The organism is Xanthomonas sp. WHRI 10204 (assembly GCF_040202875.1).
GTDB lineage: Bacteria > Pseudomonadota > Gammaproteobacteria > Xanthomonadales > Xanthomonadaceae > Xanthomonas.
Genome location: NZ_JBEGDW010000001.1, coordinates 1,578,671 through 1,603,225 on the forward strand (window position 1 = coordinate 1,578,671; position 24,555 = coordinate 1,603,225).

Here is a 24,555-nt window from a genome sequence, read left to right on the forward strand (position 1 = left end):
CTGGAGTCACTGCATGAAGCACCTGCGTCCTGTCGCCATCGGCCTGCTTGCAGCCGCGTTGTTTACCGCCTGCAAACCGGCGCCGTCCACCCCGGATCGTCCGGCCGCCACTGCGGCAGCCGTACCTGGCGAACAGGCAGCCAAGGCCTTCGATGCGCTGCTGGACACGCAGTGGCAATACCAGCTGCAGCACAGCCCCGAGTTCGCCAGCATCATCGGCGACAAGCGCTATAACGACCGTTGGAGCGACTACTCGCTGGAGGCCGTACAGGCCGACCGCAGCGCCACCGCCGCGCTGCTCACGCAATTCGAAGCGGTGGATGCCAAGGCGCTGGATGAGCAACGTCAGCTCAGCCTGCAGATGATGCTCGGCCAGTTGCGCGACAAGCTCGAAGGCATCGACCTGAAGACCTATGCGATGCCGCTGGAGCCGATCGGCGGCATCCAGCTGGCGCTGGCCGGCTATGGCGATGCGTTTTCGTTCGAAAACGCCAAGGATTACCAGGATTACATCACCCGGCTGCAGGCGATCCCGACGGTGATCGATCAGGTCATCGCGGTATCGCGGCAGGGCGCCAAAGAGGGCCTGGTGCAGCCGAAATACCTGCTGGAGCGCCTGCCCGAGCAGATCGACAAGATTGCGGCACTGACCGGCGAGCAGAGCCCGTTCGCCTCGCCGCTGAAAAAGCTCGATGCCGCCGTGCCGGCAGATCAACGCGCTGCACTACGCACGCAACTGCTTGCGGCGATCGATCAACAGGTGCGTCCGGCCTACGGCAAGCTGGCGGCATTCGTGCGCGACGAATACGCCGCACAGGGCCGCAGCTCCGAAGGCATCTGGTCGCTGCCCGATGGCGAGCGCCGTTATCGCTACGCCATCCATACCCAGACCACCACCGACATGGCGCCGGAGGAGATCCATCAGATCGGCTTGAAGGAAGTGGCGCGCATCGAAGGCGACATGGCGGTGATCGCCAAGGCGCAGGGATTTGCCGATCTGGCCAGCTTCCGCAAGGCGGTGGAGACCGACAAGCGGCACTTCGCCACCTCCGGCGAGCAGATCCTGCAGCAGTACCGCCAGTACATCGCCGCGATGGAGCCCGAGCTGCCCAAGTTGTTCGGACACCTGCCCAAGACCGCGCTGGAGGTGCAGGCGATGCCAGCCTTCCGCCGCGCCGCGCCGGGCGCCGAATATTGGCAAAGCAATCCGGAAGGCACCAAGCCGGCCATCGTGAAGGTCAACACCAGCGACTTCGCCAGCCGCACGTTGATCAACATCGAAACCACCGCCTATCACGAAGGCGTGCCCGGCCATCACCTGCAGATTTCGCTTGCGCAGACGCTGCCATTGCCGCCGTTCCGCCAGCAGGCCGGCTACAACGCCTATATCGAAGGCTGGGCGCTGTATGCCGAGCGCCTGGGCAAGGAGATCGGTTTCTTTAAGGACCCGTACAACGACTACGGACGCCTGTCCGGCGAGTTGCTGCGCGCCAATCGCCTGGTGCTGGATACCGGAGTGCATTACAAGCGTTGGAATCGCCAGCAGATGGTGGATTTTTTCCACGCCCATCCGTCCGACGACGAGCCCAGCATCCAGTCCGAAACCGACCGCTACATCGTGTGGCCGGGGCAGGCGCTGGGCTACAAACTCGGGCAGCTGCAGATCCTGGCGCTGCGTGCCGAAGCGGAGAAAACACTCGGCGACCGCTTCGATGTGCGCGCCTTCCACGATGCGGTGCTCGGTGGTGGCGCAATGCCGTTGGCGATGTTGCAGCAACGCGTGCGGCAGTGGATTGCGCAGGCCAAGGCAGCGCCGGAGGCACGCCGATGACGACCAGCACCGTGTGGCGCGCCAGCGCATTGAGTATCTTGATTGCAGCCAGTGTGGGTGGCACCGCATTGCAGGCGCAGGCCGCAGCACCCGCATCAACCACGCAAGACAGCGCAGCAGCGCGCTTCAAAGCGCTGTACACGCGCGAATGGCGCTGGCGCCAGGCGCAGCTGTCCGGCGCGGTGGATGAAGACAACCAGGCCACGCAAGACAAGCAGTCCGACCATCTGCCCAAGGTCGATGCGGCCACGCAAACCCTGCGCACTGCGTACTGGCAACAGGCAGTGAAGGAACTGGATGCGATTCCGGCGGCGCAGTTGTCGGCTGAAGATCAGGTGAGCTACCAGGTGTATCGGCAGCAGCTGCAGGTGCTGCTGGACCAGCAACGGTTTCGCGCCTGGGAAATGCCGTTCAACAGCGACTCGGCGTTCTGGAGCGACCTGGGCTTCAGCGCGCAGGCCACGCTACGCACGCGCGATGACTATCAGCGTTATCTGAAAATGCTGGCCGATATCCCGCGCTATTTCGCCGAGCACACCGACAATATGCGCGCGGGCCTTGCGCGGGGCTTCAGCCAACCGAAGGTCACCTTGACCGGGCGCGACCAATCCATCGCCGATGTGGTGCAGGCCAGGAGCGAGGCCAATCCGTTCTACGCACCGTTCAAAACGATGCCGGCCACGCTGTCGGCAGACGTGCAGGCGCAACTGCGTGCGCAGGCAGTGGCAACCATCAACGCACAGGTGGTGCCGGCGTATGCAGCGTTGCTGGATTTCATCCGCACCGAGTACCAGCCGCGTGCGCGCACGACGCTGGCCGGGGAAGCCTTGCCGGATGGCCAGGCCTACTACCGCGCGCAGATTCGCGAGTTCACCACGCTGGAGCTAAGCCCGGACCAGATCCATCAGATCGGTTTGCAGGAAGTCGCCAAGCTCCGCAAGCAGATGGATGCCACCATTGCCGAGAGCGGCTTCAAGCCACCGGCCGGGCAGGCGGTGTTCCCGGCGTTTCTGCACTTTCTGCGCACCGACCCGCAGTTTTATGCCAAGACGCCGGAAGAACTGCTCAAGCAGGCGGCATGGATCGCCAAGCGGGTGGATGCCAAGGTGGGCGATTACGTCGGCCGGCTGCCGCGCCGCCGCTTCGCGATAGAACCGGTACCACCGGAGTTGGCGCCTTTCTACACCGGTGGCCGCGGTGGTCCCGGCATTTATCTGGTCAACACCTACAACCTGCCATCGCGGCCGTTGTACAACCTGACCGCACTGACGCTGCACGAGTCCTCGCCCGGCCATGCCTTGCAGATGCCGCTGGCCGCAGAAGCGCAGGGGCTGCCGGCGTTTCGCCGCTATAGCTATATCTCGGCGTATGGCGAAGGCTGGGCACTGTATTCGGAGTATCTGGGCCAGGAAATGGGCATGTACGACACGCCCTATGACCGCTTCGGCTACCTCACCTATCAAATGTGGCGCGCTTGCCGTCTGGTGATCGACACCGGGATCCACCACAAGGGCTGGACGCGGCAACAGGCGCAAGCCTACCTGCGCGACAACACCGCGCTGAGCGAGCACGAAGTCACCACCGAGGTGGATCGCTACATTGCATGGCCCGGGCAGGCGCTGTCGTATTACCTGGGCGAGCTGAAGATCCTGGAGCTGCGCCGCAAGGCCGAAACCGCACTGGGCGAAAAATTCGACCTGCGCCATTTCCACGATGCGGTGCTACAGACCGGCTCGGTGCCGCTGCCGGTACTGGAAGCGCGCGTCGCGCGTTTCATTGCCGACGGTGGCGTGTCGCCGTATCCGGACGACAGCGCAGCCGAGGCCTCGGCAAGCGATGCGTCGGCGGCAGCCGACGATTGATGCATGACCACCACGCGTGCGGCATTGCCGCAGTAACTGCGCTTTCCACTCTTTGGGGCGACGTATGACAACACACGGTGCGACCACGCAAGGCAAGTTCCACAAGCGACTGAGCCTGACCGACCTGACCTTTATCGGCCTGGGTTCCATCTTCGGCTCGGGGTGGTTGTTTTCCGCAAGCCATGTGTCTTCGATCGCCGGGCCGGCCGGCATCCTGTCATGGATACTCGGCGGTATTGCGGTGTTGCTGCTGGGGCTGGTGTATTGCGAACTCGGCGCCGCACTGCCGCGTGCGGGCGGGGTGGTGCGTTACCCGGAGTATTCGCACGGTGCCTTGCTGGGCTCGTTGACCGGCTTCATCACCTTGATCGCCTTTTCCAGCCTGATTGCGATCGAGGTGGAGGCCGCGCGGCAATATGCGGCAGCGTGGTTTCCTTGGCTGAGTCAGCCAGGCAGCAGCCATCCCAGCGTGTGGGGCTGGTTGGTGCAGCTGGCTTTGCTGCTGCTGTTCTTCGTGCTCAACTACTTCAGCGTCAAGACCTTTGCGCTGGCCAACAATATCGTCAGCATCTTCAAGTTTCTGGTGCCGATCCTGGTGATCGTGCTGCTGATGAAGCACTTCAACGCAGACAACCTGAGCGTGCATGGATTCGCCCCGTCGGGCATGGCCGGGGTGGAGGCGGCGATCTCCGCCGGCGGCATCATCTTTGCGTATCTGGGGCTCACCCCCATCGTGTCGGTGGCCAGCGAAGTGCGCGACCCGCAGCGCAATATTCCCATTGCCTTGATCCTGTCGGTGGCGCTGTCCACGGTGATCTATGTGCTGCTGCAACTCGCCTTTCTGGGCAGTATTCCGGCGGCACAACTGGCGCAGGGCTGGAGCGGCATCGACAAGGCATTTTCGTTGCCGTATCACGACATCGCGCTGGCCTTGGGCATGGCATGGCTGGCGGCGCTGGTGATTTGCGATGCGATGGTCTCGCCCAGCGGCACCGGCAATATCTACATGAATGCCACGCCGCGCGTGGTGTATGGCTGGGCACGCAGCGGTGGATTTCTGCCGGTGCTGACGCGAGTAGACCCGGCGTCGGGGATTCCGCGTCCGGCGTTGTGGTTAAGCCTGGGCCTGTCGATCTTCTGGACGCTGCCGTTCCCGTCATGGGAGACACTGATCGGCGTGGTGTCGGCGGCCTTGGTGCTGAGCTATGCGGTGGCGCCGGTGACGGTGGCCGCATTGCGGCGCAGTGCGCCGGACTTGCCGCGGCCGTTCTACGTGCGCGGTTTGACGGTGTTGGGGCCGGTGTCGTTCATGGTGGCGGCGTTGATCGTGTACTGGTCCACCTGGCCCACTTTGTCGTGGCTGCTTGGCCTGCAAGTGCTCGCCTTTGTCCTGTACGTGCTGTACCGGTTGCCATCGCGCGAGGGCAGGGCGCGCTTGCTGCGTCAGGTGCGTGCGTCGCTGTGGTTGATCGTGTTTTTCGTGCTGGTGATGGCGGTGTCGTGGGCCGGCACGTTTGGCGGCCACGGCTGGATCGCGCATCCGTTCGATACGCTGAGCGTGGCGGTGATTGCGTTCTTCATCTATCACTGGGGCGCACGCAGCGGCCTGCGCAGCGACGAACTGGCATTGGAAGAAGACGATGGCGAATGACGCCTGGCGTCATGCATGGAGAACGCAGGCGGCGCGCGTCATCGCCGCCTGCATGCTGTTGCTTGCGGCCACTGCGCAGGCGGCGCCCAGTGTGGCCGATTACCAACGCTCGCTCGGCTTGCGCGCGCGCTGGAGCACGTTGACCGAGAACGTTGCCTGGCCAGCGCAGTGGCAGGACGACGGCACGTTCTATTACCGTAAGACCGTGCCTGGCGGGTTCGCTTTTATCCGCGTGGACGTTGCCACGGTGCACAAGCAGCCGGCCTTCGACCAGGCGCGCGTGGCGCAGGCGCTGCAAGCTGCCACTGGCGTCGCCTATACGGCGTTGGCGCTGCCGTTCGAGCAGTTTGTGTACTCGCAGGAAGGCACGCGTGCAGACGGCGCGATCGTGTTCGCCATTGAGGACGCTGCGTGGCGCTGCACCTTGACCACGTATCAGTGCGCGCCCGACGCCCCCAGCCGGCAGCCGCAGTTGCAGCAGCGGCCACGCGGCTTTGGCGTGGTGCGCGACCCGGACGTAGCGGCCGATACCACGCCGCGCCGCTCGCCCGATGGGCAGTGGGAGGCGCTGGCCGATGGCTGGAATCTGGTCGTGCGTCGGGTGGCCGATGGTCACCTCGTGCAGCGTACCGACGATGGCCGCGCCGAGGATTACTTCGATCCGGAAAGCATTGCCTGGTCGCCCGATTCGCAGCAGCTGGCGGTGTATCGGGTGCGGCCGGGTACTGCGCGCCGGGTCACTCGTGTGGAAGCCGCGCCGGCCGGACGTCTTGAGCCGGTGGTGCACACCCAGCTGTATCCCAAGCCGGGCGATGCGGTGGATGTGGAACGGCCGGTGCTGCTGGCGGTGGATGGCACACGGCGCGTGGTGGACAACGCGTTGTTCCCCACACCGTACTCGTTGTCGCCGCTGCAGTGGCGGGCGGATGGGCGCAGTGTGAGCTTTGAGTACGTGCAACGCGGGTTTCAGCGTATGCGCGTGATTGCGATCGATGCCGCCACAGGGCAGACGCATGTGGCAGTGGGCGAGGATGCGCGCACGTTCGTCTATGCCGACCGCAGCTTTCGCCATGAGGTGGATGCGCATGGCGACCAGATTCTGTGGATCTCCGAGCGCGACGGTTGGCGACATCTGTATCTGTACGACGGCCACAACAGCACCATCATCGAGCAGGTCACCCAGGGACCCTGGGTGGTGCGCGATGTACTGAAGGTCGACGATGCGCAGCGCCGCATCTGGTTCACCGCCAGCGGTATGGATGCCGGCAAGGACCCGTATGACCGTCAGCTCTACAGCGTGGATTTCGATGGGCGCAACCTGACGCGACTGACCACCGCCGATGCCGATCACGAGGTGGCGATTGCAGACGATGGCCGGCATTACGTCGATGTCTACTCGCGCCCGGATCTGCCGCCAGTGATGGAGCTGCATGCCATCGATGGCCGGCTGTTGCAGCAAGTGGAACACGGCAACATCGATCGGTTGCTTGCCTCAGGCTGGCGTGCGCCGGAAACTTTCGTCGCCAAGGGCCGCGACGGTCGTACCGACATCTGGGGCATGGTGGTGCGGCCGCGCGATTACGACCCGCACAAAAAATACCCGGTGATCGAAAACATCTACGCCGGCCCGCATGACTCCTTCGTACCCAAGACGTTCTGGCCGTTCGGCTATCACTCCGGCGGCGACAAGCAGATCGGCATGCAGGCGCAGGCGGATCTTGGCTTCATCGTGGTGATGATCGACGGCATGGGCACCGCCAACCGCTCCAAGGCATTTCATGATGTGGCGTGGAAGAATCTGGGCGATTCCGGGTTCCCCGATCGCATCGCCTGGCATCGTGCACTGGCGGCCAATGATCCTTCTTACGACATCAGTCGCGTCGGTATTTACGGCGCTTCTGCCGGTGGGCAGAGCACCTTGGGTGCGCTCGAACGCCATCCGGATTTCTACAAGGTGGGCGTGGCGTTTGCCGGTTGCTACGACAACCGCATGGACAAGATCAGCTGGAACGAGCAGTGGATGGGGTGGCCGGTGGATGCCAGCTACACCGCTGCCTCGGGCGTGGCCAATGCGGCCAAGTTGCAGGGCGACCTGCTGCTGATCGTAGGCGAGCAGGACAGCAATGTAGATCCTGCCTCCACCGCACAGGTGGTGGATGCCTTGATCAAGGCCGGCAAGGACTTCGACCTGCTCAACGTGCCGGGCGGCGAGCATTCGGTGGGCCGCTCCAGCGGGCCGATCGACTATGTGCAACGTCGCCAGTACGACTTCTTCGTGCGCCACCTGCTCGGGCAGCCCACGCCGCACTGGAATTCATCCACCCCGGAGGCTCGCTGATGCTGTTTGCCCGTCTATCCGCCATGCGCCGGCGTGGCCGCGCGGTTGTCTGCCTGTGTGTGCTGTCGTTGCTGGCAGGTGCGATGACACCGGCAGCGTGCGCTGAAGAAATGCCACGTTTTGTCAGCCAGAACGGCCGTCATGCGGTCTTTGTCGATGGTGCGCCGTATACGATGTTGGCTGCGCAATTGCACAATTCCAGCGCGTGGCCGGCGGTGTTGCCGCAGGCACTGGACGACGTGGTCGCGCTGCATGCCAACACCGTGGAAGCGCCGGTGTATTGGGAACAGTTCGAGCCGGCGCCGGGCCGTTTCGACACCACCAATGTGGATGCATTGATCGCCGGCGCACGCAAGCGCGGCCTGCGCGTGGCACTGCTGTGGTTCGGCAGCTGGAAGAACGGCCAGATGCATTACGTGCCGGAGTGGATCAAGCGCGACGAGACCACGTATCCGCGCATGCGCGATGCCAATGGCGAGCCGGTGGATGTGCTGTCGCCGCATGTGGCTGCCAACGTGCAGGCCGATGCGCGTGCGTTCACTGCGTTGATGCAGCATCTGCGCAAGGTCGATGGCGACCGCCACACGGTGATTCTGGTACAGGTGGAAAACGAACCCGGTGCCATCGGCACGGTGCGCGACCACGGCCCGGCCGGCGAGGCGGCGTTTGCGCAGCCGGTGCCTGCAGCAATCGCACAGGCGTTGGGCAAGCCGCGAGGCAGCTGGCAACAACTGTTTGGTGCCGATGCAGCGGAAGCCTTCAATGCGCATGCCACCGCCGCGTACATCGAACAGGTGGCCGCGGCCGGCAAGCGTGCGTATCCGCTGCCGCTCTACGTCAACACCTGGCTGCGCTACAAGGGCAAGCGCTACCCGGGCATGGATTACCCGTCCGGCGGCGCAACGGTGAATGTGTTCGCACTGTGGCGCGCGGCCACGCCGTCGATCGACTTCATCGGTACCGACATCTACACCAGCGATTACAACGAATACACCAAGGTCATCGGCCAGTACGCGCGGCCGGATAATCCGGCTTGGGTGTCGGAGACGGGCTTTGAAGCGGCGACGGCGCCGTACCTTTTTCATGTGCTGGGGCAGGGCGGGATCGGGTTTTCGGTGTTCGGCATGGACGGCAACCCGGATAGCGACGCCAATCGCGCTGCCGTCGCTGCGCATGCGGCCAATTTCAAGTTGTTGGCGCCGCTGCAGCGCGTGCTGGCGCAGGCCGCCTTCGACGGACGGCTGCAAGGCATTGCCGAGCAGCCCGGCATGCCGCAACGCACCCTGCGCTTTGGCGATTGGCAGGCCAAGGTGTCGTTCGGCGCGCCATTGTGGGGCGACGCGCCGGCGATCCTGCCAGGCAACGACGATCACGGCGGGCGGCTGCTGGTGGCGCAGCTGGGGCCGGAAGAGTTCTTGGTCACCGGCATGGCCGCGCGCATTGAATTTTTCCGCGAAGCGGCCGATAACCGTCATGGACAACTGTTGCGGGTGGAGCAGGGGCGGTATGTCGACGGGCGCTGGCAGGTGGAAAAGCAGCTCAACGGCGACCAGACCGACTACGGGCTTAACTTCGGCCGCGGTGGTCCAACCAGCCAGGAACCGGTCGTGCTGCGGGTGCGCGTCGGGTCTTACTGAGCCTTGCTGATCGTGTCGTTGCTGCCCTTCGCATGCTGTCTGCGACGCGTTGGGCCTTGTTTGCATCCACTCACCGCCACACCGGAGCCACCATGAGCATCAGCAGCATCGCCAGTTCCGGAATGCAGGTCGCCGCGCTGCGTCAGCAGGTAGCCGCCAGCAATGTGGCCCGCCAGCCGGTGGAGGGCAGCCCGCGTCAGTCGGTTGCGGCCAGCACGCAGGCCGGTGGTGGAGTCGCGGCCAGCGTGGTGGATGCGTCGTCCGATCCGTCGGCTCCGGTCACTGATCTGGTCGACGGGCTATCGGCACGCAACGACTTCCAAGCCAATGCCGCTGCGCTACGTCGCTCCGACGAGATGTTGGGTAGCTTATTGGACGTATTGAGCTGAGAGCTCGGAGTGGACGACGGCCGTTGTCGATCTAATGCACGGCTGTCCGTTTGATGCCGTGCTTGGCGACACTTGTCTGCCACTCCGCTGCAGGGCCCTTACCCACCCACCATCGCGGGACACGCTGCAAGTACGTCCTTGTAAGCTCTTACGCGGCATCCATGCCGCGTAAGGTCCCGCGACGGTGGGCGGGCAAGGGCCAATCAAGAGTGTCGGTGTACATGGTGCAAGCAAGGCATGACGTCCGCGTTCGGATAACGGCGCGTTTTGTCATCCTTCCAACGCAAGCAGATCAACGGCCAATTTGCTGCAGGGCCCTTGCCCGCCCACCATCACGGGACACGCCGCAAGTACGTCCCTGTAGGCGCTTACGCGGCATCCATGCCGCGTAAGGTCCCGCGACGGTGAGCGGGCAAGGACCAATCAAGAGGGTCGGTGTACATGGTGCAAGCAAGGCATGACGTCCGCGTTCGGATAACGGTGCGTTTGGTCATCCTTCCAACGCAAGCAGATCAACGGCCACGTTTGTAAGAACGCAACCTGTTAACTCTGCTTGCAAGAAAGCAACCGATTCACTCTCTGGTGCGGTGTTCTCACCGATTGCGGGACCGTGTGGCGGCATGGATGCCGCCACCGAGCTTGCACGGACGTACTTGCGGCGTGTCCCGAGAGCGGTGAGGGCATCGCGCCCTCGACTGACTAGGCTCCTGACCTGGAGCGTCATCCTGAAGTCGTTTTACTCACCGCTCGTCACTTCCCCTCATTGCCCAACACCTGCGCTGCATCGACGATCTCCACGCCCTGTAGCTGTCCCAGGAAATTATCGAACCAGGGCTTGTGCGTGGCGCCCACCACCGCCAGCACACGTGCACCTGGTTGGTCGGCAAAGCTGGCACGCACGTTGGACACCATGCGCAGGTTGCGGATTTCCCAGCCGGACACGTAGCGATAGCCGTAATGTTGCGGCGAGTTCTCGCTCAACGCCGCGCGGAAGTCCACCTCGATCGACAACTGCTGGTTGGCCGGCAGGTTGATCGCGCGGTATAGCTCCAACAGCTTGCCTTGCTGCGCCAGCTGTTTTTTCTGCGCGAGCATGGTGCTGGCGCGCGGGGCGGCTTTTTCCCAGGCCCCCTGGACGGCAGTGCCGTAAGCCGCCGGGTCGTCCACCTGCACGTTGTCGCCGGTGTGATCGTCGACCGGGTACACGCGCTGCAGGCCAAGCCTTACCGCCAGCGGCACGGAGATCAGGCTACTCTCGTCCTGGCGCTGTTCCGCAGCGCGCAGCCGCGCGACGAGCGCTGTATCCAACCCATCGCCAGCGCGTTGCTCTGCCTGCGCAAGTTGCAACCACTGCACCAAGGCAGACGACGGGTCACCCGATGCCAGAAACACTGCAGCCAGCTGCCGGCGCTGCGCCGGCGTCGGCGCGCTGGGCCAGCTCTTGAGCGTTGCACGCACCTTGCCGATGGCGGCCGGCACATCCAGGCCGGTCGCACGTGCTGCGTCGTCGACCTTGGGACAATAGGCCGCACTGTCTTCCGGCAGATACACCGTGGGATTCCGCCGCATCAGATCGCAGGTTTCGCCCGACAGATCTTCCGTCGTGATGATGGTTGGCTTATAGGCCGCCAACCGGTCCAGCAATGGTTGCAGCCGTGCTGCACTGATGTCGCTGCCCTCGGGCAACTGCGACAGGTGCACGCTGCCAAGCACCAGCACCTGGGTGCGTGGCGCGGCCATGTCCGCATCCAGTTGCGACAGGTCCACTTGTGCCTGCGCGATGCCCGGTGCGATGAGCGTCAGCAACACGATGCACAGCCGGCGGGGGCACAGCAGGGCGGTCAAGACGGGTGTTGCGACGGAACGCGACGCTGCTGTGTCGACGCCGTTCGAATTGCAAGGTACGTGGGGCATGACGGTCCTTTTACGTAATCGCATCCGCGCTGCCGCAAGCGCACCCTGCGGCAGTGGACGTGCCGCGAGTGTGGCCGATACCGCAGGCATCCAACCCGGCCGGAAAGTCATGCCGCCAAATGGCAGGGGATCCTGCGGGCATGCACTGCGTCATGCTTGCTCGATGCTGGAGCATCGACCGCAGGTCGCTTCAAACGCCGGCTGCAAAACTCGATGGTCACGTCTGGCAAGTCTTGACGACATGCGCTGAGAGTGGCTACCAAAACGTCGCGAGCAGTCGTCAGGTGGGTGTGGACGGCGCGCTCAGAACTGGAAGGTACGGAGTGGTACATGCCGCACCGAGCACCGGCCGCGCCCGCCTGGCGGTGAGCACAGTCGTTTTGTTAGCTGCCCTAAGCTGCGTGTCGACTGCTAGCGCTTCGTGCACATCGCCTGCGTAAGAACCGCACCGCGACACCGGCAGTTTGCGGTGATCGATGTGGTCTATCCATCGTCGGCATACATGATCGATTGCGATGTAACGCAGCCGGAACGCATCGGCTATGCGGCATGCAAGATGCCAGGGAGCCAAGCAACGCAGCCAGTCCGCCGGCGCCACTGCATGCCTCAGATCTTGCAAGGGCCCAGTGTTGCGCGCATGCCGTAAGGCCGCAGCAGCCACCACCGCGCACATGCCAGCGAATCGGTCTGTATGCAGATTTCCGCACCCGCGTCGGACCACTGCCACAAGACGTGGCGGGTGCATGCGCGCAGGATGCGGTTACGACCACCCAAGGGCACGACGATGGACCGGAGAACCTTTCTGCGGCAAGGCATGGCAGCGACCGCGGCCGTGGGGGCCGGATCGGCGCTGGCAGGTCATGCGGTGTCGGCCCCCACGGCCGTGCCGCCAACCGCCTTACGGCCGCGCCTGGAGGCACTGCCTTCAGCCGCGCACGTGGGCAGCAAGCTGTGCAGTTTTGAGCACCTGCAGCAACAGTGGACCGTCTACGAGCAGCTCGACGGCTCGCAGGGCCAGCTCACGCTGTGGACCGATAGCGGCATGCTGCGCCTGGAAAAACGCACCGAAGCTGCCTACCCGGCGGCAGGGGCGCCGTACTTCGGCATGCCGCTGGCACAGGTCGCCATGGCCGACGCCGACCTGCTTGCCGATCGCTTGCTGCGTGAGGGCGACCCGGACGAGGCGCAGGTGCGCGATGTCGCACCACCGCCGGCGTCGTTGCTGGATCCCAAGGACAACGGTGGGCGCTGGCCGTGGACCACGTTTGTTGGCACGCGCGAAGCATTGGACACCATGCCGATCTTGCCCAACGGCCGCAGCCGCACCTCGCGGCCGGAACATGCCTTCAACGAACTGGGCGAGGAGGCGCTGATCAAACGGCGCGAAGAAGGCATGCTCGGTGGCTGGATGCCGGCGGTGCGTAAGGTGATGCGCCGCGAGGGCGAGGCCGACGCCTGGTACGACGTGCTGGTATTCGCAGATGTGCGCGCGCCCGACCGCTTTGTGGTGCAAACCTGGCACCGCACCATGCAGGTCCGCGGCGGGCAGATCGTGGCGGTGCACTACACGCACAGCTATCCCGCATTCGGCACGCTGCGCACGCCGGCCACCGCGGAGCAGTTCTATGCGGCGCTGATCGATTTCGCGGCGTACTGGCAACAGGCATTGGACGGCACGGTGCAGGCGCAACTGCCCGATGCCAGCTGGAATGACATGGCGCAATTCGCGTTCGCGCGCGAGCTGGTGGTGCGGCCCGGTGGCGATTACCCGAAGTACGGCGCGGTGGAGCGCGACTACTACGGTAACGAGTACGACGGCTTTCAGGACACCTTTACCAGTTCGCTCTACGCCAATCTGGAATGGGGCCGCTTTGCCCAGGCTTCTGCAGTGCTCGACAACTATTTCGATGCGTTCGTGCAGGACGATGGCCTGCCGAACATGCGCGGGCCGGAGGTGGGGCAGTTCGGTCTGACCTTGTCGTTGCTGGCGCGCTATCTGCGCTATACCGGCGATGCGCTGCGCTTGCGCCGATTGCTGCCCAAGATTGCGGCCACCGCGCAGGTGTTGTGCGCGTTGCACGATCAGGCATTGGCATTGCCGCGCAACGCGTCCGGGCACGGCCTGCTGCATGGCTGGAACGAATCGGATGCGTGCCTGTTTCCCGATCCTTCGCTGTGGTGGAAGCCGTATTACGCCAACAGCGCGCTGACCATTCGCGGGTGGGAGGACATCGCGCAGGTCTGGAGCACGCTCGGTGGCGATGCGGCACAGGCAAGCCAATGGCAGCGCCGCGCGAAGCAGTTGCGCACGCGGCTGGAAGCCAGCCTGCGTGCCAATGTGCGCCGCGATTTGTCGCCGCCGTATGTCGGCCCGCTGCCGGGCACCACGTTGACCTTTCGGCAATCGCTGCTGCAGGAAAAACCCAGCGAGCAGCAGTGGCCGCATCGCGTCTACGCCGAGTTGCTGCAGGCCGATGTGTTGCCGGACGACCTTGCTCATCTGGTGATCGACTGCCTGCGCGGCCACGGCGGCACCAGCATCGGCGTGGTGGCCAATATTGCGCCACCGGAGCCGGGTAGCCGCGATCTGCTGGGGTTTATTTCCTACGGGTATGCGCAACAGCTGCTGCGGCTGGATCGCATCGAAGAGTATCTGTTGTTCGTCTACGCGCACCGCTATCAGGTGCACACACGTGGCAGCTGGACGGCGGGCGAAGTCAGTGGCATCACCGGCGGCATGCCGTTGTTCTGCATGCCGGCGCAGATGACCATTCCGTTGTTGTTGCGCTGGATGCTGGTCAGCGACGACAGCGCGGGCGAACAGTTATTTCTGGCGCGTGCAGTGCCGCGTGCATGGCTGACCAGCGGCGAGGCGGTCGGTATTGCTGCAGCGCCGACACGTTGGGGCAAGGTCACGTTGACCTTGCGGACCGACACCGCTGCACGCCGCATCGATGCACAGGTGCAACTGCCCGAGCGTGCTCCCAAGCGCACCTGGCTCACGCTGCGTGCGCCAACCGGCACGCGACTGCAACGCGTACTGGTCGATGGACAACCGGCGCGTCTGCAAGGCCCGCATGCAGATCGGGTGGCGGTGTCGCACGGCGTCGCAGCGGTGCAGGTACAGGCCTGGTACGTGTGACGCACGTCGCTGCAATGCCGTCATCGACACGCGGCGCGATCTGAGCGCGGCGATCGACATCGATCGCCGTCTACTACGCTAGCGGTAACAAGGTTATTTTTGAGGGCGTGTGCAGTGGTCTTGCCATCACGCTGGGCGTGAAGCGAGCAATTCCGCGACCGCGTTGCCATCAGGCGCGTGCATGCGATCCGGCATGTATCAGGTGTACGCGATAACCGCTTGCCGTGTGTCACCGTGCTTTGTGTCGAAATTATGGCAAAAGCATGTGAATTTCCGCACGAGTGCCGGATAAATTCGTCAAGACGCCAGCGCGGCATTGTCGCAAGCTTTTTTTGCGTGGCCTGCAATTCTTGGTCGCGTGCTCTCAGGGGGAGAGCAGCAACGTCGCCGTCCTGTCTGGCCAGTGCCGTTTCGTACGGCAGTTCGCTGGTGTCGTCTTTGTCGTGATCGATCTCTCATCTTGCGCTGTTGCAGTGCGGCTTGGCCGTGCGCGCAGGTTGGCCGTTGTCCCCATGAAAGCACAAGGAATTCCGATGTCGCCCAGCTGCTCCGCCATGCTGTCGCAGTGCCTCGTTTCCAGACCTCACCCGCTGGTCAAGGCGATCGTCCTGGGCTTGTCCATCGTCGCCGTGCCGGCGCTCGCACAGCAGCGCAGCGCCGACGACGATGTCACCCAGACCCTGGATCAGATCAACGTCACCGGCACCCATCTGCGCCGCGTGGATGCCGAGACTGCCAGCCCGGTCATTGTGGTCGACCGGCAACGCATCGAAGATAGCGGCAAGAGCACGCTCGGCCAGTTGCTGCAACAACTCCCGGCCATGTCCGGGTTCATGCCGGGCCCTGCGCTCAACTCCGGTTTCAGTCATGGCCGTGCGCTGGTGTCGCTGCGCAATCTGGGACCCGAGCGCACGCTGGTGCTGGTCAACGGCCACCGCATGGCCGGACCGGCCAGTAGTGTGGCGTCGGCACCGGGCGTGGATGTCAACGCCATTCCGGCCTCGATGGTGGAGCGGGTGGAAGTGCTCACCGACGGTGCCTCGTCGGTGTATGGCTCCGATGCGATCGGCGGGGTGGTCAACATCATCCTCAAGGACAAGTACGACGGCTTTGCCGCCACGGTCGATTACGCCCAGAGCACGCATGGCGATGCCAATAGCCGCACGCTGGGCCTGGAGTGGGGTAAGACCTGGGACCGCGGCGGGGTGATCCTTGGGCTCAGCCGCAATTCGATGAACCCGGTGTTCAACCGCGATCGCAGCTATGCCGCCAGGGCGGTGGAGTTTCTCGACGGCCAGGTCAGTGAGATCCGTGGCGGCAACACGCGCGCATTCCTGAGCGACGGACGCAGGCTGACCCCGGCCGACGGTGTGCCGCCCGGACCGGTCGACGCAACCGCATTCCGTCCTTACCAGCCTGCGACAGACAGCTACAACGTTTACGACGCGCAATACCTGATTACCCCGATAGAACGCACCAACGCATCGCTGCACGGCAGTTTTGAATTCACTCCGAACGTGCAGGGGTATATGGACGTGTTTTGGACGCGCAGCAAGACCACCTCGCGGCTGGATGCGTTCGGCATGGAGATGCAGGATGCGGCCAGCAATTACTACAACCCGTTCGGCGATCAGCTGGACCGTTATCTGCTGCGCTCCACTCAGGCCAATACGCGCGTCTATACCGCGACGATGTTCCAGACCAATATCGTGGCCGGCCTGCGCGGGCGCGTGGAAGGCACCAGTTGGCAATGGGATGCGGCCGCAGGCTACGCACGCTACAAGGACACGTTGGTGCGCACGGGCTTCTCCATCACCTCGGCGTTGAACAACGCCACCGGCGCCTCGTTTCTGGACAGCGATGGGGTGGTCAAGTGCGGCGCGCCCGGTGCGGTGATCGCCGGCTGTACCCCGATCAATATCTTCAACCCCAGCGATCCGGCGACCATCGCGGCGCTACGCGGCACCCAGCGGCCGGTGGATTTGATCGACGAGAGCCAGATGCGTTTTGTCGACATCAGCGCCAACGGCGATCTGTTCAAACTCCCCGCCGGTGCTGTGCAGGCAGCGGTGGGTCTGGTCTATCGCACCAACAAATTCGCCCAGGGCACCACCAGCGAGGTGGCCGCCGCCGATGCCGACGGCAATTGCGATTACAACGATGGCTGCATCCTCCGGCAGGGCCGCGACGAATCGGTGCGCGAGGCCTATGCCGAGTTGCTGGTGCCGTTGCTCAAAGACGTGCCGTTTGCCAGCAGCCTGAATCTCAATCTGGGCTCGCGCTATTCCAAATACGATGCCTGGGGCAACACGACCAACAGCAAGGTCGCTCTCGAATGGCGGCCGATCGCCAATTTGCTGGTGCGTGCCACCGGCTCGCAGGTATTCCGCGCGCCCGCGCTGGGCGATCTGTATGGCTCGCCCTATAACGCGGTAATCGACACCACCGGCGATTTCGAGGACCCATGCAATGGCTATGCCGGCGCCGCGCCCAATCCGGCCTGCGCCAATGTGCCCAACGATGGCAGCTTCACCAATACCGCGCAGTTCAACGTGGTGACCTCCGGCGCTAACAATCTCGGTTTCCAGCTCAAGCCCGAGCGTGGCCGCTCCTACAACATCGGGGTGGTGTACGACCCCGACCAGGTGCGCGGCCTGTCGCTCAACGTGGACAGCTGGCGCGTGGTGCTCGACGACATGCTGTCTGGCGTTGGCGAGCAGCAAGTGGTCAACGATTGCTTCGATGGAAGCGAAGCAGCATTCTGCCCGCTGATCCAGCGCGACGCAGCCGGGCAGCTGACGCGCGTGTCGGTACCGTTCGCCTACAACAGCGGCAAGGTGGATATCCGTGGCTACGATGCGGGCATCCACTACACGCTGGCCGATACCGCGTGGGGTAATTTTTCTGCCGGTCTGGATGCGACCTTCTTTTCCGATTTTCGCTTCGCAGGCGAAACGCACAACTACGTCGGCAAAAATTCCAGCTGGGGCAATATGCCGCGCTGGCGCGCCGTGGCCAATCTGGCCTGGGACAAGGGCCCATGGCATGCGAGCTGGAACACCCGTTACCTGGGCCGCACCGTCAACGGCAGCCAGTACGACAACTTCTGCGCCGACACCAATGCCGATGGCAGCTGCCGCTATTTCCCGATCGGCTCGGTGGTCTATCACAACGTTTCGCTGAGCCGCAAGCTGGCGTCCTTGCACAGCACGCTCGCCTTGGGCGTGGACAATCTGGGCAATCGCACACCACCGCAGTTTTACAGCTACTCCAACGCAGCCAATACCGATGCGACCACCTACGACACCTTGGGTCGCTTCTTCTGGAGCCGGTTGCGTGTGGAATTTTGAGCGCGACACGCGGCGCCGGTATCGCGGTGGAGCATTCCCGCCGCCGATGGCGGGCGCCGTGCAGCACGCCTGCACTAATCACGCGAGGTTCGTATGGCCGCGCCACGCTTCGCATTCTTGCAACGTGCTCTGTCGCGGGCGCCTATGCTGATCGGCTGCCGGCGCGTCGAGAGAGCTGCCGCGCAGTGGAGGCACTGCCGATGCGTGCAACGGTGAACGAGATGTGGCGAGCGGTCTTCAGCGGAGCGTGCACGGTGCGGAGGAACCTGCATGTCCAAGTGCTCCATCTGCACCGAGCATCGTGCGCGCTTACCTGGCGGTGAGCGCAGGCGGTGGGTTGGTCGCTCTTCTTTCAGCGCATGGTGGTCGCAGCAGCGGTGTGGTGCGTGCCGCTGGTCGCAGACAGACCATTCCGATGCCCCGCACCTTGCAGAGAGCCGCTCCATGCGTCGTTCCTTTTTGATGACATTCGTGTGCCGGCATAGACGCTGGTTGCGCGCCGCGCTGCGAACCGGTGCGGCCGCCGCGTTCTGCGCGGGTGCAGTCGTGGGCATGCCCGTGGGCATCGCCAAAGACATGCAGGAGGCACCGGTGGCCCTGGCCAATGCAGCGATTGGCGATCCGCGTTTTCATGGGCTGAAGCATCCGCTGCCCGACAGCGGCGTGGCCTTCGCACCTGGTGGGCAGCTGGCGCGGATCTACGCGGCCGATCGCGCGCGTGGGGCAGGGCAGGCCGCGGGCAACGATTTCTGGATCGATCGCATGCTGGTGCGCGAGGGCACCGGTGGCGGCTTCGATGACGAGAACGACTGGCTGTTCACGCGTGGGCGTGCGGCGTTTCTGGCCACGCATCACCCCGAAATTCCCGGCTTCGTCGGCCAGGTGGCGTACTGGCATACCACCGACTACGACGCGCTGTTGCGCATCCTTTCTACCCAAGGCGAGCGTGCGGTGCAGTGGGCCGAGCGCTCGCAACAGCGTCGCCAGACGCCCAGCTATTTCAGTACAGTGTTCGAGGATGCCAACGCGGGCGTGCGGATGCGCCTGGTCAAGTACATCACCGAGCAGAATGTGGCGGTGGCCAGCATCGTACTGTCCAGCCTGGACGGCGCGGCGCATACCTTGTCGGTGCAGGCGCTGTCGCCGTTGGCGCAGCATGCCGATGGCGATGCGTTGACCGGCGCCTTCGAAGCCTACAACGCGATCACGACAGTGTTTCCACGCTTGTCCGGCGATGGCTTTCGGGTGGATGGCAACCAGCTGGTGCGCGAAGTGGCGGTGCCGGCCAGCGGCGAGGCACCAGCGCTGAAACTGCAACTGGGCCTGCTCACGCACGAACTGCCGCAGGCGCAGGCCGAGTACGCCCGCATCGCCGCGCAGTCGCCGCAACAGGCCTACCAGGAGCACGTTGCCAGCTACAACCGTTGGTGGTTGGACAACGTGCCGTATCTGGATACGCCGGATGAGAACATCACCAAGAGCCTGTTCTATCGCTGGTGGACGCTGCGCTTCAATTTTCTCGACGCCGACGTGCCGGGCAACGACTACCAGTTTCCAGTCGCCATCGAGGGCGTGCTGGGCTACAACAACGCCATCGTGCTGACCACCGGCATGTTTCTGGACGATCTGAAATATCTGCGCGACCCGAGCTACGCCTACGGCAGCTGGCTCAGCGCAGGCGAGACCGCGGGCGGCGGCAAGTACACCGACAATCCCGGCTCGCCGGAAAACTGGTCCAACTCGTATGCGCAATACATCACCGCCGCCGCATGGCGCGCGATGCAGCTGCATGGCGGCCCGCCGGCACTGGCCGCAAAGCTGGCCCACTACGGCAGCGGCGATGTAGACGGCGTGCTGGCTGCCTACGATCTCAACCACAATGGCTTGATCGAATACGACTGGGCGGCGATGACCGGCAACGATGCCGATGCGGTGTCGTTCGACTGGGCGGCCAAGCACGGCGAAATCCGCATGGATCGCACCGAGAGCGCTTATGTCTATGCCAACGCGCAGGCAGCGGCACAGGCGGCGCAACTGGCCGGCGACAGCGCAACCGCGCAACGCATGCAGGCCACCGCGCAACGCATCCGCCAGGCGGTGTTGGACGTGCTATGGCAGGACGATAGCGACAGCGCCGATTCGGTGGGCCTGCACGGCGAGCTGCTCAAACATCGCCAGGCCAAGGGACCGCGCCTGCCGGTGGACTGGAAGGAAACCAACAACTACTACCCCTTTAGCGTGGGGCTGATGCCCAAGCAGGGCGATGCCGATCACGACCCCAAATATGCGCGCGCCTTGCGCTTGTTTGCCGATGCAGCGCAGTACCCGCTGTTTCCGTTCTACACCGCCAATCAGGTCGATCTGCAGGCGCGCGGCAGCGGCGCCAATGCGGGCAGCAATAATTTCTCCACCATCAACGCGACGGTTGCATTCCGTCTGCTCGGCGAGGCGCTGCGCGATTACCCCAGCCCGTTTCTGAGCGCGCAGAGCTACCGCACGCTGCTGTACTGGAATGCATGGGCGTCCTACATCGACGGCGACAACCGCTATCCGGATCAGAACGAATTCTGGGCCAAGGGCAGCGCCAGCAATGGCGGCAAGATCGCGTACCGCTCGTGGATTCACCACACCCAGCTGGGTGCGACCAATTTCACCATGATCGAAGATGCGATGGGCCTGCGTCCGCGCAACGACGACAAGATCGAGCTGTATCCCATCGACATCGGCTGGGACCATTTTGCCGCCGACAATCTGCGCTACCGCGATCGCAATCTGAGCATCGTCTGGGACCGCGATGGGCGCCATTACGCGGGCAGGGCACCGCAGGGCTACAGCGTGTATCTGGATGGCACGCTGGCGTTTCGCGTGGACCGGCTTGCGCATGTGATCTACGACCCGGCCAGCGGGCAGGTGAGTGCGGCGCCCGATGCGGTCAATCGCAACGGCATGGTGCAGGTGCTGGAGGCGCATCCGGCGCAGCTGGCGTCGATGGCGCAGGTGCCGATCGCTGCGGATTCGCGCATCGCCGAACTGCTGAGCAAGGCCGGCGTGGATGTGACGCTGCCGGCCGTTGCCAACCACAACCTTGCACAAGGCGCACAGGTCACTGCCAGTTTTGCTGCGCCAGGCTTTGCCGCCGCTGCGGCGGTGGACGGCAGCACCGCGAGTACGCCGTTCTGGGGCACTGCCGGCTCGCCGTCTGCCAGTGACTGGATCGCCCTGGATCTGGGCCGGCCCCGGCAAATGGATCAGGTGGTGCTGTATTTCTATCGCAGCTCCTCGCCTGGCGGCCAGCAGCATGGCTTTGCGTCCGGCACCTATCCCGGCTATGCCGCGCCGTGGATCTACGTCGTGCAGTACCAGGATGGTGCCGGCAACTGGAAGACCGTTCCGGGGCAGGTGCGCGATGCGGCAATCGCCGTAGGCAACCGCAACCGGGTGCGCTTTCCGGCGCTGCGTACGCAGGCGCTGCGCGTGCTGGTGACCCATGCCGGCGGCGCACGCACCGGCATCAAGGAACTGCAGGTGTTCGACAGCGGCCTTGCCGCGCCTGCGTTTGCCGGCAACGCGCCGCCGCAGGTGCAAGCGTGGCAGCTGGACGATGCCGGTGCGGGTGCCGACGGCGCGGCGATGGTGAACGGCCGGGTCGGCGATGACGGCTTGCCCAACGCAGCGTTGCAGGTGCGCTGGCAGATGCTGCAAGGCCCGGAAGGGGGCGATGCGGTATTCGCCGATCCTGCCGCGCTGCAGACCGCAGTGCGCTTTACGCGCCCGGGTGCTTACACCGTGCGGTTGGCGGCCAACGACGGTGCGTTGGACGGTCATGCCGATGTGCAGCTGCTCGCGGCCGCCGCGCCGGTGCTGCAGCGCGTGCCATTGCACGAACTGGCCACGGTCAGCGCGCAGCTCACCGGCGCGCAGTACCGCGTACAGGCGCTCAACGACGGTGTCATTCCCGCGGTGGGCAGCAGGCCGAAGGGCAGCCGGCGCTGGGGTAGTTACGGCAGCGAGCAGCCAGCCACGCTCTGGCTGCAGTACCAGTGGCCGTGGCCGGTGCGGCTGTCGTCCAGCACGCTCTACTTCTGGAACGACCAGCCCCGTGGCGGGGTGGCCGCGCCTGCCAGCTGGACATTGCAGGCACTGCAGGATGGCCGCTGGCACGACATCGTCGCCGACGGCGGCTACCCGATTGCCACCGCTGCGATTGGCGCGGCCAGCACGGCCCGCTTTGCGCCGGTCATCACCACCGCCGTGCGTGCGGTGCTCAGCACTCAGCCCGGCGCCGACGGGCGCATGCCCATCGGCGTGGACGAATGGCAGGTGCACGCAGAGTTGCCCACGCGCGTGGAGGCAATCGATCTGCGCACCGCACCCGGCCAGCTGCCGGTGTTGCCGCAGCAGGTCGACGCCTTCTTCGCCGATGGCAGCGTGCTGCCGGTGGCGGTGCATTGGCCGGATTTGCCGCTGCAGCGGCTGGGCAGCGAAGGTGCGGTGGAGCTGCAGGGGCTGGTGGAGGGCGTGCTTCCGATCAAGGCCACGGTCTGGGTACGCACCACGCCGCCAGCGCAGATCAACACCGTGCAGGCCTTGCCCGAAGTAAGTGCCGTGGTGGGGCAGGCGCCCACGCTGCCCGGCGTTGTGAGCGTGCAATACAACGACGGCTCGCGCGAGCGCTTGCCGGTGCAATGGCCGGCGCTGGCGCCCGTGCGTTACGCGCAACCTGGGCAGATCGGCCTGACCGGCACCGCGCAGGGGCGTGCGGCCACCGGGGTGGTGTCGGTTCCCCTCAGCGTGCAGATCAAGGCGGCCAGTACGCCGGCCCAGCGCAAGGGATCGACCCCATGACCGGCAGCCTCGCTCGAATCGTGGCATTGGTCGGCGCGTTGTCGCTGGCTGCTGTTGCCGCCTGCGCCGCCGTGCCACCGCAGGGCGTGCAGCTGCATGCACCGGGTAATCCGATCCTCGCCGACGGCAGTACCTATTCGGCCGACCCGGCACCGCTGGTGGCCGACGGCAAGCTGTACATCCTGGCAGGGCGCGACACCGCGCCACCCAACCGCAACGATTTCGTCATGCCTGGGTGGCAGATGTTCGTCAGCAGCGACCCGGCCAGCGGGCAGTGGACGCATTACCGCGACCTGCTACGTCCGCAACAGGTGTTCGCCTGGGCCGACAAGCGCTATGCCTACGCTGCGCAGATCGTGCAGGGGCCCGATGGTCGCTATTACCTGTATGCGCCGGTACAGCAGCGCAACGCGCCCAATGCGGATCCGTTCGCGATCGGCGTGGCGGTTGCCGACAGTCCGCTTGGTCCGTGGGCCGATGCCCATCCACAAGGGCCGGTGGTGTCGCAGTCGGTGCCCAACCGCAACGCCATCCAGAACATCGACCCCACCGTGCTGGTCGACGACGATGGCCGCGTGTATCTGTACTGGGGCACGTTCGGCGCGCTGTTCGGGGTGGAGCTGGAGCGCGACATGGTGACCTTCAAGGGCACGCCGGTCGCGGTGGACACGCTCGACGGTTACTTCGAAGCGCCCTGGCTGTTCAAGCGCAACGGCACCTATTACCTAGCGTATGCGGCCAACAATGCCGGCCGCGATTCGGCATGTACGCCCACGCTGTATCACGCGTGCATCGCCTATGCGAGCGCGCCGACGCCGCTGGGGCCGTGGACCTATCGCGGCATCGTGCTGCCGCCGGTCTCCTCGACCACCTCGCATCCGGGCATCGTCGCCTTCAAGGGGCAGTGGTATCTGGTCTATCACACCGCCGATGCGCAGGGCGGCGGGCATTTCCGTCGCAGCGTGGCGATCGATCGGCTGCAGTGGGACGACAGCACCCAGCCGGCCAGCATCCGCACCGTCGTCCCCACCCGGCGCCCGCAGCCGGCGCTGCCGCCACAGCGCAATCAGGCGCCGTCCGCCGTTGCCACTGCGTCCAATGGGCCGCAGATTCCGTTGCAGTACTGGATGGCCGCGCTCAACGATGGTGTGGTCAAGGCCAATCCGCTGCCGCCGCAACTATGGGGCAGCTGGACGCCAGACAATCCGCCGCAGCAATGGATTCAATACAGCTGGGCGCAGCCGGTCACGCTGGACGCTACGCGCGTGGTGTTCTGGGCCGACCATCCGCCCGGCGCGCAGATCGGTGTGGCGCCGCCGGCGCGCTGGCACCTGGAATACCGCCAGGGCGGGCAATGGCATCTGGTGCAGCCGCGCGATCGTTACGGCACCCACACCGATCGTTTCGAGGCGGTGTCGTTTGCAGCAGTCACCACGCGTTGCGTGCGTCTGGTGATGGAGGCCTCCGGTGGCCCGGACAGTTACGCCGCGCTTGCCGTGCAGGAGTGGGAAGTGCTGGCACCGCAGCCGCAACGTCTGCCGGTCGCCGGCGATGCCGATAGCAGCCGCTGCGATGCGCCGTGAGCGTAATGACCCA

At 64.7% G+C, this 24,555-nt stretch carries 11 protein-coding genes and 1 other RNA gene; 10 read left to right on the forward strand and 2 right to left on the reverse strand.

Annotated elements, in window-relative coordinates:
* Positions 1-13: 13 nt before the first annotated feature.
* The 6 genes from ABQZ00_RS06980 to ABQZ00_RS07005 all read left to right on the forward strand — a co-directional run bounded on the left by ABQZ00_RS06980 (position 14) and on the right by ABQZ00_RS07005 (position 9,708).
* Positions 14-1,831 carry a DUF885 domain-containing protein gene (locus ABQZ00_RS06980; RefSeq protein ID WP_323523464.1) on the forward strand — a complete coding sequence of 606 codons (1,818 nt, stop codon included), beginning with the start codon at positions 14-16 and terminating at the stop codon, positions 1,829-1,831.
* Complete coding sequence (locus tag ABQZ00_RS06985; protein WP_323537253.1) at positions 1,828-3,693, forward strand: DUF885 domain-containing protein; 1,866 nt, start codon at positions 1,828-1,830, stop codon at positions 3,691-3,693. The genes ABQZ00_RS06980 and ABQZ00_RS06985 overlap by 4 nt, the downstream gene beginning before the upstream one ends.
* Before the next feature lie 64 nt (positions 3,694-3,757).
* The gene (locus ABQZ00_RS06990) at positions 3,758-5,344 is read left to right on the forward strand and encodes an APC family permease (protein WP_115554020.1); all 1,587 of its coding nucleotides are present in this window, start codon (positions 3,758-3,760) and stop codon (positions 5,342-5,344) included.
* Positions 5,334-7,682 (forward strand): S9 family peptidase, encoded by a 2,349-nt coding sequence (locus ABQZ00_RS06995; RefSeq protein WP_323537252.1) that lies wholly within the window; start codon positions 5,334-5,336, stop codon positions 7,680-7,682. The genes ABQZ00_RS06990 and ABQZ00_RS06995 overlap by 11 nt, the downstream gene beginning before the upstream one ends.
* On the forward strand, positions 7,682-9,319 hold the full coding sequence (locus ABQZ00_RS07000) for a DUF5597 domain-containing protein (protein WP_323537251.1): 1,638 nt from the start codon (positions 7,682-7,684) through the stop codon (positions 9,317-9,319). Before ABQZ00_RS06995 ends, ABQZ00_RS07000 begins: the two co-directional genes overlap by 1 nt.
* 92 nt (positions 9,320-9,411) lie before the next feature.
* Positions 9,412-9,708 (forward strand): flagellar basal body rod protein FlgC, encoded by a 297-nt coding sequence (locus ABQZ00_RS07005; RefSeq protein WP_115554017.1) that lies wholly within the window; start codon positions 9,412-9,414, stop codon positions 9,706-9,708.
* A 750-nt stretch (positions 9,709-10,458) separates the two neighbouring features.
* On the opposite strand, the gene ABQZ00_RS07010 is transcribed toward ABQZ00_RS07005, so the two are convergent.
* On the reverse strand, positions 10,459-11,622 hold the full coding sequence (locus tag ABQZ00_RS07010; RefSeq protein ID WP_323537250.1) for a DUF5694 domain-containing protein: 1,164 nt from the start codon (positions 11,620-11,622) through the stop codon (positions 10,459-10,461).
* Between the two features lie 254 nt (positions 11,623-11,876).
* Positions 11,877-11,954: non-coding RNA, sX9 sRNA (locus ABQZ00_RS07015), on the reverse strand.
* 452 nt (positions 11,955-12,406) lie between these two features.
* Here ABQZ00_RS07015 and ABQZ00_RS07020 point away from each other — a divergent pair.
* The 4 genes from ABQZ00_RS07020 (at position 12,407) to ABQZ00_RS07035 (ending at position 24,542) form a co-directional block, all read left to right on the forward strand.
* The gene (locus ABQZ00_RS07020) at positions 12,407-14,764 is read left to right on the forward strand and encodes a glucosidase family protein (protein WP_323537249.1); all 2,358 of its coding nucleotides are present in this window, start codon (positions 12,407-12,409) and stop codon (positions 14,762-14,764) included.
* 533 nt (positions 14,765-15,297) lie between these two features.
* The gene (locus tag ABQZ00_RS07025) at positions 15,298-18,114 is read left to right on the forward strand and encodes a TonB-dependent receptor plug domain-containing protein (RefSeq protein WP_323537248.1); all 2,817 of its coding nucleotides are present in this window, start codon (positions 15,298-15,300) and stop codon (positions 18,112-18,114) included.
* Between the two features lie 444 nt (positions 18,115-18,558).
* Entirely contained in the window at positions 18,559-22,959 is a 4,401-nt protein-coding gene (locus tag ABQZ00_RS07030) for an Ig-like domain-containing protein (RefSeq protein ID WP_323537247.1), read from the forward strand.
* Positions 22,956-24,542 carry a family 43 glycosylhydrolase gene (locus ABQZ00_RS07035; protein ID WP_323537246.1) on the forward strand — a complete coding sequence of 529 codons (1,587 nt, stop codon included), beginning with the start codon at positions 22,956-22,958 and terminating at the stop codon, positions 24,540-24,542. The genes ABQZ00_RS07030 and ABQZ00_RS07035 overlap by 4 nt, the downstream gene beginning before the upstream one ends.
* Positions 24,543-24,555 lie beyond the last annotated feature (13 nt).